The sequence below is a fragment of the Amycolatopsis umgeniensis genome (assembly GCF_014205155.1).
GTDB classification, from domain to species: Bacteria; Actinomycetota; Actinomycetes; order Mycobacteriales; family Pseudonocardiaceae; genus Amycolatopsis; species Amycolatopsis umgeniensis.
The window spans coordinates 6,789,242-6,802,720 of sequence record NZ_JACHMX010000001.1; the positions used below are offsets into that span (position 1 = coordinate 6,789,242).

Below are 13,479 nucleotides of genomic sequence, written 5' to 3' on the forward strand. Positions count from 1 at the left end.
ATGAGCGTGGCAGGACGGATTCGGGAGAGCGACATCGCGGAGGTGCGCGAGCGCAACCGGATCGACGAGGTCATCGGTGATTACGTGGCGCTGCGCAGTGCCGGAGGCGGCAGCCTGAAGGGCCTTTGCCCGTTCCACAACGAGAAGACCCCGTCGTTCAACGTGCGCCCCACCCACGGCACCTTCCACTGCTTCGGCTGTGGCGAGGGCGGCGACGTGATCAAGTTCATCCAGAAGATGGACCTGATTTCGTTCGTGGAGGCCGTCGAGCGGCTCGCGGATCGCGCGGGGTTCCGGCTGACCTACGAGGGCGGCGGCGGGAGCGTCCAGCGCGATCGCGGCACCCGTGCCCGGCTGATCGAGGCGCACCGCGCGGCCCAGGAGTTCTACGCCGAGCAGCTGGTCACCCCGGACGCGCGCGCGGCGCGGGACTTCCTGTCCGAGCGGGGTTTCGACGCCGCCGCGGCGCAGACGTTCGGCTGCGGCTACGCGCCCGCCGGCTGGGACAAGCTCACCAAGCACCTGCTCAACCGCGGGTTCGAGGTCAAGGAACTGCTCACGGCCGGACTGGCCAAGGAGGGGCAGCGCGGGCCGATGGACCGGTTCAACCGGCGCCTGCTCTGGCCCATCCGGGACGTCGGCAACGAGGTGGTCGGGTTCGGCGCGCGGCGACTGTACGACGACGACCGTGTCTCGGCGAAGTACCTGAACACGGCGGAATCGCCGATCTACAAGAAGTCGCAGGTGATGTTCGGCCTCGATCTGGCCAAACGCGAGATCGCGAAGCGGCACCAGGTCGTCGTGGTCGAGGGTTACACCGACGTGATGGCGATGCACGCCGCCGGGGTTCCGACGGCCGTCGCGTCGTCGGGGACGGCGTTCGGCGAGGACCACATGAAGGTGCTTCGCCGGCTGATGATGGACGACGACGCCTTCCGCGGCGAAGTGATCTTCACCTTCGACGGTGACGAAGCGGGCCAGAAGGCGGCGTTGAAGGCTTTCGAGGGTGACCAGACCTTCGCCGGGCAGACCTACATCGCGGTCGCCCCCGACGGTATGGACCCGTGCGAACTGCGGCTCGCCAAGGGTGACACCGCGGTGCGCGATCTGGTCGCGCGGCGGATCCCGCTGTTCGAGTTCGCGATCAAGAGCATGCTCAAGGCCTTCGACCTCGACTCCGTCGACGGTCAGGTCGCGGCGCTGCAGAAGACCGTCCCGATGGTCGCGGGGATCAAGGACCGCGCCAGCCGTGACGGCTACGCGTCGAAACTCGCCTGGTGGGTCGGCTGGCAGGACGCGGCGCAGGTGGTGAACCGGGTCCGCGGCAGCGCGGGCGCCACGGCGAAACGCTCCACCACCGTCGACACCCGGCGGTCCGCCCCGGCGGCCACCGCCACCGCCGACGAGGACCTGCCGAGGCCCGCGCCCGGTGATCCGCGGTTCATCGCGCAGCGCGAGGCGCTCAAGGCGGCACTGCAGCAGCCGATGCTCGCCGGGGCCGAGTACGACGCGCTCCCCGAGGAAGCGTTCACCCATCCGGTGTACGTCGCCGTCCACAAGGCGTTGCTGGCCGCCGGGGGAGCGGGATCCGGCCTGACCGGGCCCGCCCTGCTCGACGCGGCCGCCCCGCATTGTCCACAAGGGACGGTGCGGCGCGTGCTCAGCGAGCTTTCGGTGGAACCGTTGCGCGCCAAGGGCGAGGTCGACTCGCGCTACATCTCCGCACAGCTCGCGGCGGTGCAGGAGAGCCTGATCGGCCGCCAGATCAACGAGATCAAGTCGAAACTCCAGCGGCTTTCCCCGGTCGAGGCGCCGGACGACTATCGCGCGCTGTTCGGCGACCTCGTCGCGCTCGAGCAGTACCGGAAGGCGCTGAAGGAACAGGCCATCGGCGGATTGGACTGAGCATGGGCTGGCTGCGTCACCTGCTGGGTGACCGTGTCCCGGCGGATTTCGACGGCACGCTGGACGACGGCGAGCACGTCGTCGGGAGCGCGGCGGTCGAGGGCGGCGGGTACCTGCTCGTCACGCCGCTCGGCCTGTGGGTGCCGGGCCCGCGCCGGGTCGGCTGGCATCTGGTCGGCAAGGCCGCGTGGTCCGACGGGGTGGTCACGCTCACCGAATCCGAGGAGACCGGAACGGCGGGGAAAGCCGTGCTGCTGGCAGACAAAGCCCCTGTCCGGTTCAGGCTCGCCAGGCCGGGCAAGGTCCCGATCCTGATCCGGCAGCGTGTCGACGGCTCGGTCCGGGAGCGGCACCGCAAGGACCTCGGGACCGGGGGAGCGTGGTTCGTCGAGCGCAAGATCCCCGGTCAGGACGGCACCGTCCTGCAGGTGCGACCCGATCCGGGCACCGACGTCGAGGTGATCAAGGCGATCGCCGAGGAAGCGGCGGAGAAACTGGCCAAGCCCCGCGGCTAGCAGTACGCTCGTACTGTATCGCTGGGAGGCGCCATGTGGGATCCGGTCAAATACCTCGACTACGCCGACCTGCGGGCCCGGCCGTTCCACGACCTCGTCGCGCGGATACCGGCCGTGAAGCCGCGCCGGGTCGCCGACCTCGGCTGCGGACCCGGGAATCTGACCGTCGACCTGGCGGAACGCTGGCCGGACGCGATCATCGAAGCGAGCGACAGTTCCCCTGAAATGGTCGAGGCCGCGCGCTCGCGGGGCGTCGACGCCCGGGTGCTGGACGTCAACGACTGGGCACCCGAGCCGGACACCGACGTCGTCATCTCGAACGCCGTGCTCCAGTGGGTCCCGGAGCACCGTGTCCTGCTCCGTCGCTGGGTGGATCTCCTGCCGTCCGGGGCGACGCTCGCGTTCCAGGTCCCCGGCAACTTCGACGCCCCGTCGCATGCCCTGGTCCGTGCCCTCGCGCGCACCGAGGAATGGGCCCCGCGCCTCGCCGACGTCGTCCTGCGGGAGAACGAGGCCGTCGACAGCCCACTCGGCTACGGGAACCTGCTCGCCGACGCGGGGTGTGCCGTCGACGCCTGGGAGACGACGTATCTGCAGCGGCTGACGGGGGAGGACGCCGTGCTCGAATGGATCACGGGCACCTCGCTGCGGCCGGTCAAGAACGCCCTGCCCGGGGAGGACTGGGACCACTTCCGCGCGCAGATCGCCCGCGAACTGGACGAGGCCTACCCGCCGCGCCCCGACGGGACGACCTGGTTCGAGTTCCGGCGGGTCTTCGTGGTCGCCGTCGTGAGCTGATCTCCTCGTCAGACGCAGTGAAGGGGCCCTTCGCCGCGTCGCATGCGGTGAAGGGCCCCTTCGGCTCAGGCCGGCGCTATGAGGACCGCCCGAACCTCTCACCGACCTTGGCGCGAGCGACCCCGGCGGCGCCCTGCACCATGGGGTGGTCAGCGATCTTGCGGTAGGTCCGCACGATCTGCTCGTACCGTCCCCGGCCGGCCTTCGCGCCCAATACGTAGCCCGCGGCCGCACCCAGCAGGAACATCTTCATCCGAGTCCACGCCTCCCGTTCGATCTTGCTCCGGCTGTCATTGTCCCTCAAAACGCGAGCTTGACGAGTCGCCGCCGAAAGTGGGGGGTGGGTGTGCGGCGCCACGGGGGCATGGGCTAAAGTTTTCTCATCGGTCGGAGCGATCCGGCCGGTACGGAGCACAATCCCCTGTAGCTCAACTGGCAGAGCATTCGGCTGTTAACCGGAGGGTTCTTGGTTCGAGTCCAAGCGGGGGAGCACAAGGCCCAGGTCGACGACCTGGGCCTTCTTCGTGTCCAGGGGTGATGGGGCGCCATCCCCGGCAGTCCTTTGTGGAGGGTGGTGTACACCCTTGACGTCAAACCGCACCGCCGGTGGGTCACCTCGGGTCGGGTGTCCGGGCCTCGAGGGAAACTCTCTCGCGTTCTTGGAACTCGCGTGGTGAGAGGCCATGGAGCCGGGTGAAAGCGGTGCTGAAGGCCGGTAGGTGGGCGTAGCCGACGCGGCGGGCGACGGCGCTCGGCTTGGCGCCGCCGACGAGCAGATCGCGGGCGATGCGCATGCGGGCGCCGTAGCGCCAGCGAGCGAAGGTCATGCCGGTCTCGTCGCGGAAGGCTCGGTGGACCTCGGCGGGGACGTCGAATGCGGCCGATTCGCGGGAGATGTCGATGTGGCGCAGGTAGTCCAGCGCGGCCGCGCGTGCCCGCGGATGGGCGGGCATCGGCACCGACAGCGCTCGTTGCGTGGCGACCTGTTCGGCGAACAGGTCGAGGATGTGCCGGGGGTCGTAGTCGTCGGGGTGCAGTCCTGATCGGGCGCTGATGGAGCAATGCATCAGGTAGTCGTCCCAGGCGGGTGAGAACCGCACCTGTAGCGGCTCGGCGAGTCGGAGGTCGGCGGTGGTCGCGCTGCCGAGGGGCAGTGAGATGGAGTTCTCCCGGAGACCGGTGATGTGCTTCAAGCCCGCGGGGATCCAGGTCGCGACGCCGCGGTGTCGTTCGTAGCGGCTTTCGCCGATGTCCAGGTATCCGCTGCCGCGGTAAATCCAGCTCAGGACGTGCATGTCGTTGGCATGCCGCGGGGTGCGGGCGGCAGGGAGCAGATCGGACGAGGCGGCGAAGGAGCCGTCGCCCCGCACCATGCCCATGAGTTCATCGGTCTGGCGTGCCAAGGTGGCGCGCGGTGTCAGGTCGACGTGGGCGGAACTGGCGGCGAGCTTCCTGCTGAAGTCGTGGGGCGTCGGTCCGTACTGCCGCTTGAACGCGCGAGTGAAGCCGTTGCGACTGGCGAAGCCCACCCGTGCGGCTACCTGGTCGACGTCGAATCCCGCGGCCAGGAACTCGACGGCCGCGATCAGCCGGTTGCGCAGTCGCCACTGTTCGAAGGTGAGCCCGGTGCCGGCGAGGAAGTCGCGGCGCAGGGTCCGCGGACTGGAGAGCGCCCTGATCGCCCACTGCTCGACGGCGAGGTCGATCGCGGGGTCACGGATCAACTCCTCGGCCACCGCTCTGGCACCGGCGGCTCTCGGCAGCTCCGGCGGAGTGAACGGTGCCGTCTCGCCTGCCGTGGGTGCGGGCGGGTGTACTCGGGGACGGCCGAAGAGATCGGTGATCGCGTCCTGGAAGTACCCGTGCCCGATCAACGGGGTGACCTGCAGGTTGAAGTGCTGGATCAGCCAGTCCTGCCAACCGTGGGGGACCTGGAACCGGGTCGTTTCCGGCGGCCCGTCGGCACCCGGATGGAGCCACAGCGGGAAGGCGACCGTGCCTGGCTCGGTGCTGATCGCGCGGTGGTTCCACCCGGCCGCGGGAATCCAGGTGCCGTGCCCGGCGGTGAGGTGGAACACCGCGTCGCCGTCGATGCGCACGTGCGCCGTGCCGGTGCGGACCCAGATCAGCAGGGGGCGGCGGGGATGCCCGGTCGAGTCCGACCGCGCGGCCGGAATCGGCGGGGCCTCGCCCGCGTCGGCGGGGAACAGGGAGGAGAGCGCCACGCCCATAAACAATATGGCAGCCTGCGCACGCCCTTTAAGGTAAGGATTACCTAATCTAGCCCGGGCGACGCTCTGGCGCGCGTGGCTCCGACTCTTTTGCCGAACGACCGAGAAGGGCTGCCTTCATGCCGAAGACCTCACGCCGGCTCACCGTGCACCCAGTGACCCTGCGCGAGGTCGAGGTTCTCGGCGTGGTGGACCTGACGCCAGGGATGCGGCGAATCACGCTGGGTGGAGCGCAGCTCCGTGCGTTCACCTCGGCCAACGGCTTCCCGCAGCCCGCGTTCGTCTCGCTCGGTTTCGACGACGACATCCGGCTGGTGTTCCGGTCCCCCGGCCACGCCGAGCCGGTGCTGCCGGTCCAGCAGGAAAGGGGCGTGGACCTGCCGAGGAACCCCCGGCCCCTGTCGAAGGCGTACACAGTCCGCCGCTGGAACGCCGAGGCAGGCGAGGTGGACGTGGACTTCGTCAAGCACGGCATCGGCGTGGGCACCACCTGGGCCTACCGCGCGCAACCGGGCGACCGCATCCACTTCTACGGCCCGAGCGCGTCGCGCGCGCTCCCGGGCGACGCGGACTGGCTCCTGGCCGTCGGGGACGACACCGCCCTTCCCGCCATCGCCCGGCTGGTGGACGAACTGCCCGAGGACACGCGGGCACGGGTGTTCGTCGAGGTCGCCGAGGACGCACACCGGCTGAAACTGCGCGAGCTACCGCACGTCGAGGTGACCTGGCTGGTGCGCGACGGTGCCGAGGCGGGTGCGAGCACCCTTCTCCTGGACGCGGTCAAGAACGGCGGCTGGTGGGAGGGGCGACCGTTCGCGTGGCTCGCCGGGGAACACACGTCCGTCCGGGACCTGCGACGTCACCTGGTCGAGGACCGGGGCGTGCCGAAGGAGGACATCGACTTCGCCGGGTACTGGCGACGCGGCGAGGTCATCGCCCTGGAGACCGACGCGGCGGTGCCCGACCCCGAGAAGACGAAGACCCCGTTCGAGAGGCTCCACGAGCTGACCGAGCTGACAGCGCCGACCGCGATCCGCACCGCCGTCGAGCTGGGCGTCCCCGACCTGATCTCCCGCGGCGTCACCAGTGTCGCGGATCTGGCCGTCAAGGCGGACGCGGACGAGCGGGCCCTTCGCAAGCTCGTGCGCTACCTGCACACCCTGGACGTGCTGACCGAGACCGAGCCGGGCCACTACGGACTCGCCCCGGTGGGCGAGGTGCTGACCAACGACTTCATGGTCGACGCCTTGCACCGGGCCGGGGTGGCCGGCCGCGAGATGCTCGGCATTCACGGGCTCACCGAGTCGATCCGCACCGGCCGGGCGTCGTACGCCTCGGTCACCGGCCAGACCTACGCCGAGGCCCGCGCCGAGCAGGGTTATGAGGACCGCTACCTGGAGCGGCTGGCGAAGTTCCAGCCCGCGCTGGCCGGACCCATCGCCACATCGGACGTCCTCACCGGCGTCGGGCACCTGGTGCTCCACTCCGGCGGGGCCGGTGCCCAGGCGCGCGAGTTCGTCGCCACCCACCCCGACCTCCGCGTGACGATCTGCGCGTTGCCCGCCCAGGCGGACTGGCTGCGCCGTGACTTGCCCGCCACCATTCCCGACGGGGCGCAGCGCGCGCGGGTGACGGTGGTCGAGCAGTCCGTCTTCGAGGCCGGCCCGCCGGCGGACGCCGTGTTCGTCATCCGCGCCTTCAAGGCCCTGGCCGACGCCGATGCCGCCCATGCCCTGCGCCGAGCAGCCGAGAAGCTCCTTCCCGGCGGCCGGGTGCTGCTGATCGAAGACACCTTCGACGAGCACGACGCCGGAGCCGACCTGCTCGCCCTCACCGTGCACGGTTCCGGACTGCGAACCGACGGCGAACTCGACGCCGTCATCGCCCGAGCCGGACTCGTCTGCCGAGCGACGCACACCGTCGGCTGGGGCACCACCATCCGCGACCTCGTACCGGCCGGCACCCCCTGACCTTCGCACAGTAAAGAAGAGAAAGAGCACATCATGACCATGACACCCCTGAGACGACGGGGCGCCGCCCTGGCCGCCTTGCTGAGTGCCGCGCTCGTCCTTTCCGCCTGCGGCGGCAGCGGCGACGACCCCAACCCGGCCGGACCGATGCGCACCGTCAAGGCAGGCAACGGCAGTGTCGACGTTCCCGCCGATCCGCAGCGGGTCGTCACGATCGGCAACACGACTCTTCCGTTCATCGACATGGGTGGCGCGCCGGTGGGCGTCACGGAGGTGACCGCCTCCGAACTCGCCCTCATTCCCGAGAAACAGAAAGCCACGTTCAAGGCGGCCACGAACGTCGGCTCCAGTGGTGACCAGGTCGACATGGAGAAGCTCGCCGGCCTGAAGCCGGACGTCATCCTCGCCCAGCTTCCCGACAGCGAGTTCGCGCAGATCGAGAAGCAGCTGAAATCGATCGCCCCGACGCTCTTCTGGGGGCTCGACACCGAGTGGAAGACCCTCGCCGGCGGACTCGCGGAGGCCGCCAACGTCACGGCCGGGCTCAGCGCGCAGAAGGCGGAGTTCGACAAGAAGATCACCAAGATCAAGGAGACGTACCGCAAGGTCATCGACGAGACCTCGTTCGTCAATGTCGACCGCTGGGAGAGCTCCGATCCCGGGACGTTCTCCATCGCGGACTTCGGCTGTGTCGAGATCGCCCAAGACGACATCGGCATGAACTTCCCCAAGGCGGCTGACGGCCAAGACCCCCTGGGCTGGAAGTTCCTGCCGTTCGAGCAGATCGCGGGACTGTCCAAATACGACGTGATCACCTATCCCGTCGACGCCGAGGGCAAACCGAAACAGGCCTTCGCGCCCGTGGTCGAGACCAACACGTGGAAGGCGCTGCCCGCGGTGAACTCGGGCCGCGCGCTCGGACTCTTCTGCGCCGGCAACAACTCCTACGGCCCCGTCCTGCAGTACCTGGACTCGCTCGACAGAGCGCTGGCGACTCTGCCCGCCAAGAAGTGACAGCCCTCGCTCATCCACCCGCCGGTCCGGGCACCGTGAGGCTGCCCGGACCGCGGCGGCGTCGCTTGGCCTGCCTGGTCGTCGCGCTCGTGGTGCTGCTGGCCTTGCTGATGGCGAGCATGATGATCGGGTCGACGGCGATCGCGCCGTCGGTGGTGTGGGACGCCCTGTTCCATCCAACCGCGGACATCGATCACTTCGCGATCCGCGACTACCGGATGCCGCGCACCATCGTCGGCCTGGTCGTGGGAATGGCGCTCGGGGTCGCGGGGGCGCTGATCCAGGCGCTCACCCGCAACCCGCTGGCCGATCCGGGCATCCTCGGCGTCCAGGCGGGTGCTTCCTTCGCGGTGACGGTCGCCGTGGGTGTGCTCGGCGTCCGCGATATCAGCGGCTACCTGTGGTTCGCCCTCGCGGGGGCGTTGATCGTCACGCTGATGGTGCTCACCCTCGGGTCGACGCGGCGGGGCTCCTCGCCGGTGGTGATGGTGCTCGCCGGGGTCTGCGTCGGCGCGGTGCTCGGGGGTGTCAGGGAGGTGCTCCAAGCGACCAACCCGGACGCCTTCGACGCGATGCGATCCTGGAACGCCGGTTCGATCGTGGGCAGGTCACTCGATCTGGTTTGGCCGATCCTGCCGTTCTTCGCGGTGGCACTCGTCCTGGCCTTCGCGGTGTCAGGTCCGCTCAACGCCATGGCTCTCGGCGACGATCTGGCGGTCACCCAAGGCGTCCGGGTGACCCGCACCCGCGTCCTCGCGATCATCGCGCTCACCCTGTTCGTCGGCGGAGCGACGGCGATCGCCGGACCCATCGGCTTCGTCGGGCTCATGGTGCCGCACGTGGCTCGCTGGATCGCCGGCCAGCACCAGCGCTGGATCTTCGCCTACAGCCTCCTGCTGGCCCCGATCCTGCTGCTGGCCTCCGACATCCTCGGCCGGATCGTGATGAGACCCAGCGAGATCCCCGTCGGCATCGTCACCGCGTTCGTCGGCGCTCCCGTTCTCATCGCGATGGTGCTGCGGAAGAAGGCAAGCGGACTGTGAATACGCGCACTGGACCCGATACCGGCGAGGTGGACTTCGGGCGGCGGGTGCTGGTGCTGCGGCACCGGAGGATCGCGGTACGGCTCGACTGGCGTTCGGTCGTCGTCTGCGCGGTGCTCGCGCTGGCGGCCGCGGGCATGGCGGTACTCGCGCTGATGACCGGCTCGTACCAGCTCAGTCCCGGACAGGCGATCTCCGCGCTGACCGGCGGCGAGACCGGGCTCGTCCACGACATCGTGGTCGAGTGGCGGCTGCCCCGGGTGGCGGCGGCGCTGGTGTTCGGCGCCGCGCTCGGGGTGTCCGGTGCGCTCTTCCAGTCGACGCTGCGCAACCCGCTCGCCGACCCCGGCATCATCGGGTTCACCCAGGGCTCCTACACCGGAGCACTGATCGTGATCCTGGTCGTCAACGGCAGCTACTGGCAGTTGGTCGGCGGGGCGTTGCTGGGCGGGATGGCCACCGCCGTCGTCGTGTACGTTCTCGCCTACCGGCGTGGGGTGCAGGGATTCCGGCTGATCGTCGTCGGTATCGGCCTCGCGGCCGTCCTGGATTCGTTGAACACCTGGCTGATCCTCGAAGCCGACCTGAAAGTCGCCATGGCCGCCGCGGCCTGGGGCACCGGCGCCCTCAACGGCGTGTCCTGGAACCAGGTCCTCATCGGTGGCGCCTGCATCGCCGTACTGCTGCTACTGGCCGCGATGCTGAGCCGTCCGATGCGGCAGCTGGAACTGGGTGACGAAGCGGCCGCCTCCCAAGGGGTGCGGGTCTCGACGGTCCGCCTCGGCCTGATCGTGGTGGGGGTCGCGTTGACCGCGACGGTCACCGCCGCTTCCGGGCCGATCGCGTTCATCTCCCTGGTCTCGCCGCATATCGCTCGCAGGCTGGCCCGCACCGCCGGGACCACCCTCGCGCCCGCCGCCTTCGTCGGCGCGCTGCTGGCTCTGGCCGCGGACTACATCGCCCAGCACGTCGCGCCCACCCCACTGCCGGTGGGGATCATCACCGTCATGCTCGGCGGCGGCTACCTCGGCTGGCTGCTGTTCATCGAAGCCAGGAGACGCCTGTGACCACTTCCCCTGGCGACACAGAATCGAGAGCGCGAGAAATGGCTGATCCGTCCGTCGAGAAGCTGTCGACCGGTGAGTGGAGTCCTGAAAGATTCAGACGGCACCTCGAGGAGACGGGTGCTCCGCTTGTCGAGCGGGTCACCGCGGACGAGGTGCTGGTGACGTTCGTCGACGAGTCCGGGGACGACACGACGGTCACCCTCTCGGTCGTCATCGGCCCCGTCATCGGCTTCAACAAGATCGACACGGAGTTCGCTTCGGTGCCGGGGACGCCGTTCCGGGTGCTCACCCTGCGGATGCGTTCCGATCTGCGCTTCTCGTATGTGTTCACCCGAAGTGGGCCGACGGGGGAAGGCGAACGGGTTCCGGATCCGTTCAACCCGCCGCCGAGATTCTCCGAGTGCTCGGTCGAGAGGTTCTCCGGCGCCTCGGTGGCGTCGCTGCCCGACGCGATGCCGTTGCCCTGGCTCGATCAGGCCGAAGCGCGGCCGGCGCCGTCCATGGAGTCCGCCGTGCTGGCGAGCGGGCTCCTGGGAAACGAGCGCCGGATCTGGGTCTCGATGCCCCTTGGAGAGTTCTCAGCCGAGAGCGCACTGCCGTTCGTGATCCACTTGGACGGTACGCCGGACCACAGCGCGCCGAGCGTTCGTGACGCCCTCGTCCAGGCGGGACTGATCCGGCCCTGTGCGGTGGTTCTCGTCGAGCAGCCCGGACAGCGGCGCGACAAGGAGCTGCTCTGCGATCCGGTGTTCTCGCGGATGCTGATCGACGAGCTGCTGCCCTGGCTCCACGACCGGTATCCGCTCTCGCGCGACCCTGGCGACGTGGCGCTGGCAGGCGAGAGCTTCGGCGGCCTGTGTGCCGGATGGACGGTGCTCCATCACCCGGCGACGTTCGGGAACGCCGTCATCCAGTCCCCTTCGTGCGGGTACCACCCCGACCTCAAGTGGGGCACCGGGGCAGGCGAGCTGCTGCGTCGTACCCCCGTGCCGACGCTGATCGCCGACTACCTGGCCGCGGCACCGGCACCGATCCGCGTCTTCCACGATGCCGGCGAGCTGGAGAGTTCGAACACCCACAGCCGCTGGTTGGACCAGGTGCTCACACAGAAGGGCTACGACACCGTCTACCGAGAATTCGCCGGCGGACACGACTACGCGTGGTGGCGAGGACTCTTCGCCGATGCCCTGCGCTGGTGCTTCCCGCTCGAGCGATCGTGACCCGTTCCGACCCCGCCGGGTTGGGCCGGGGGCCGCTGACCCGGTGGATGCCGGTGCTCGGGCAGGCTCGCGGCGAGCCTCCCGATCTCCCGCCGTTCGAGGTCGCGGCGGGGATGCGTCCCGGCCGGTTCGTGGCGCGGGTGATCCTCTCGTTGCCCCAGGTCACGATCCCGGCGATGCTGCTGGCGATCGCGTGGCAGGTCGGCGAGTCGGCCGTCCCGGTGGTGATGGGCCTCGCGATCGACCGGGCGCTGGCGACCGGCGACACCCGTCAACTGGTGCTGTGGATCGCTGTGCTGGTGGCCCTGTACGTCGCGCTGACGACGGCGGCCAGGCTCACCAACCGGCTCAACACCTACGCGATCCAGCTGTTGCAGCACCGGCTGCGGGCCACGCTGTCGGCCAGGGTGCTGCATCCCGACGGCGGAGGAGTGCGGGCGCCGGGCGGCGATGTGGTCTCGATGGTGACCAACGACGTCGCCCGCCTGGCCAACGCCGGGCTGCTCGTGGTCCTGCCGATCGCGCGGATCACCGCGATCGGGTTCATCGCGGTCTCGTTGCTGGTCACGTATTGGCCGCTCGGGGTCATGGTGCTGCTCGGCGCGCCGGTGGCGGTCTGGTCGATGGGGCTGCTGAGCGAAAGGCTCTCCCGCGACACTCGCGCCTACCAGGATCTCCTCGCCGACACCGTGGGGCGGGCCACCGATCTGGTCGCCGGCTACCGGGTGATCAAGGGCGTACGCGCGGAGGCCGAGGCGATTCGGCGATACCGGCAGGCCAGCCGGGCAACGCTCGCCGGCGCCAAACGCAACGCGGGCCTGCTCGGGAGGTTCCTCGTGGGCTCCGGCGCGGTGAACGGCGTGTTCGTCGCGGCGGTGACGGGACTGGCGGGCTGGTTCGCGGTGGACGGGCGGCTGAGCGTCGGCGGGTTCATCGCCGCGGTCGGCCTCACCCAGGCGCTGTTACCGCAGATGCAGTGGATCGCGAGCGCCGCCATCCCCAATCTCGCGGGTGCTCGCGGCTCGTCGCTGCGCATTCTCGACGTGCTGCGTGGCGCGGGCACGCCTGCGGCCTCGCCGGGTGACACGCCACCGCCGGGGGCCACGCCTCCGCCTGTGCTGGACGTGTCCGTATTCGGCGAGACGGTCCAAGTGAAGCCTGGCGAATTCGTCGGAGTGCGTGCCGACGACCGGACCGCCGCCCAGGTCGCCGACGCGCTGATGAACCCCTACCTCCCGAGCGAGACCGGAAACGGCGTCGAAGTGCGTCTCGACGGACGTCCGGCGCGGGAGCTGACCGCGGCCGAGTACCGCTCCCAGGTCACCGTCGCGCCCCATCGGGTCACGTTGTTCACCGGCACCATCCGCGACAACCTCACCCTGTCCGCCCGTGCGCCCGGGCTGCTGGACGCGGCGCTGCGGGCAGCGGCGTGTGCGGACTTCGCCACCGATGCCGACAGGCCGGTCGGCGAGAACGGCACCCGGCTCTCGGGTGGACAGCGGCAACGGGTCGCGCTCGCCCGGGCGCTGGCGTGCGACGCACCGGTGCTGGTCCTGCACGATCCGACCACCGCGGTCGACTCGGTGACCGAGCAGGCCATCGCCGAGCGGATGTCCGGTATCCGCACGGGGCGCTCGACGCTGCTGATCGCCTCGTCCCCGGCGCTGCTGGGCGGCTGCGACCGGGTCGTCGAGCTGCGCGGCGGAAGGACGTGAC

General features: G+C 69.8%; 11 protein-coding genes and 1 tRNA gene. 10 read left to right on the forward strand and 2 right to left on the reverse strand.

Translation table 11 applies throughout. From position 1 onward, the window contains the following. Genes dnaG through HDA45_RS31735 form a run of 3 tightly spaced genes read left to right on the forward strand, consistent with a single transcriptional unit; the run spans position 1 to position 3,218 of the window. Positions 1 to 1,905 carry a DNA primase gene (gene dnaG, locus HDA45_RS31725; RefSeq protein ID WP_184901543.1) on the forward strand — a complete coding sequence of 635 codons (1,905 nt, stop codon included), beginning with the start codon at positions 1 to 3 and terminating at the stop codon, positions 1,903 to 1,905. Positions 1,906 to 1,907: 2 nt separating this feature from the next. Next, positions 1,908 to 2,420: a hypothetical protein gene (locus tag HDA45_RS31730; protein WP_184901545.1), complete on the forward strand. Its 513-nt coding sequence runs from the start codon at positions 1,908 to 1,910 to the stop codon at positions 2,418 to 2,420. Between the two features lie 33 nt (positions 2,421 to 2,453). Further along, complete coding sequence (locus tag HDA45_RS31735; RefSeq protein ID WP_184901547.1) at positions 2,454 to 3,218, forward strand: trans-aconitate 2-methyltransferase; 765 nt, start codon at positions 2,454 to 2,456, stop codon at positions 3,216 to 3,218. Between the two features lie 76 nt (positions 3,219 to 3,294). Here the strand turns inward: HDA45_RS31735 and HDA45_RS31740 are convergent, their stop codons facing one another. Beyond that, entirely contained in the window at positions 3,295 to 3,522 is a 228-nt protein-coding gene (locus tag HDA45_RS31740) for a hypothetical protein (RefSeq protein WP_184906585.1), read from the reverse strand. 113 nt (positions 3,523 to 3,635) lie between these two features. Here HDA45_RS31740 and HDA45_RS31745 point away from each other — a divergent pair. After that, a tRNA-Asn gene (locus HDA45_RS31745) sits at positions 3,636 to 3,708 on the forward strand. Between the two features lie 121 nt (positions 3,709 to 3,829). Here the strand turns inward: HDA45_RS31745 and HDA45_RS31750 are convergent. After that, the gene (locus HDA45_RS31750; RefSeq protein WP_221471291.1) at positions 3,830 to 5,443 is read right to left on the reverse strand and encodes a helix-turn-helix transcriptional regulator; all 1,614 of its coding nucleotides are present in this window, start codon (positions 5,441 to 5,443) and stop codon (positions 3,830 to 3,832) included. Positions 5,444 to 5,568: 125 nt separating this feature from the next. On the opposite strand from HDA45_RS31750, the gene HDA45_RS31755 reads away from it, so the two are divergent. Genes HDA45_RS31755 through HDA45_RS31780 form a run of 6 tightly spaced genes read left to right on the forward strand, consistent with a single transcriptional unit; the run spans position 5,569 to position 13,478 of the window. After that, entirely contained in the window at positions 5,569 to 7,419 is a 1,851-nt protein-coding gene (locus HDA45_RS31755) for a siderophore-interacting protein (protein WP_184901551.1), read from the forward strand. A 33-nt stretch (positions 7,420 to 7,452) separates the two neighbouring features. Continuing rightward, positions 7,453 to 8,433, forward strand: coding sequence for an ABC transporter substrate-binding protein (locus HDA45_RS31760; RefSeq protein ID WP_184901553.1), 981 nt, complete (start codon positions 7,453 to 7,455; stop codon positions 8,431 to 8,433). 35 nt (positions 8,434 to 8,468) lie between these two features. Then, entirely contained in the window at positions 8,469 to 9,476 is a 1,008-nt protein-coding gene (locus tag HDA45_RS31765; protein ID WP_343072200.1) for a FecCD family ABC transporter permease, read from the forward strand. Then, positions 9,473 to 10,543, forward strand: a complete 1,071-nt coding sequence (locus HDA45_RS31770; protein WP_221471292.1) for an iron chelate uptake ABC transporter family permease subunit — start codon at positions 9,473 to 9,475, stop codon at positions 10,541 to 10,543. Before HDA45_RS31765 ends, HDA45_RS31770 begins: the two co-directional genes overlap by 4 nt. A gap of 38 nt (positions 10,544 to 10,581) precedes the next feature. After that, positions 10,582 to 11,763, forward strand: a complete 1,182-nt coding sequence (locus HDA45_RS31775; protein ID WP_184901555.1) for an alpha/beta hydrolase — start codon at positions 10,582 to 10,584, stop codon at positions 11,761 to 11,763. Next, the gene (locus tag HDA45_RS31780) at positions 11,760 to 13,478 is read left to right on the forward strand and encodes an ABC transporter transmembrane domain-containing protein (protein WP_221471293.1); all 1,719 of its coding nucleotides are present in this window, start codon (positions 11,760 to 11,762) and stop codon (positions 13,476 to 13,478) included. The genes HDA45_RS31775 and HDA45_RS31780 overlap by 4 nt, the downstream gene beginning before the upstream one ends. Position 13,479: the final 1 nt, after the last annotated feature.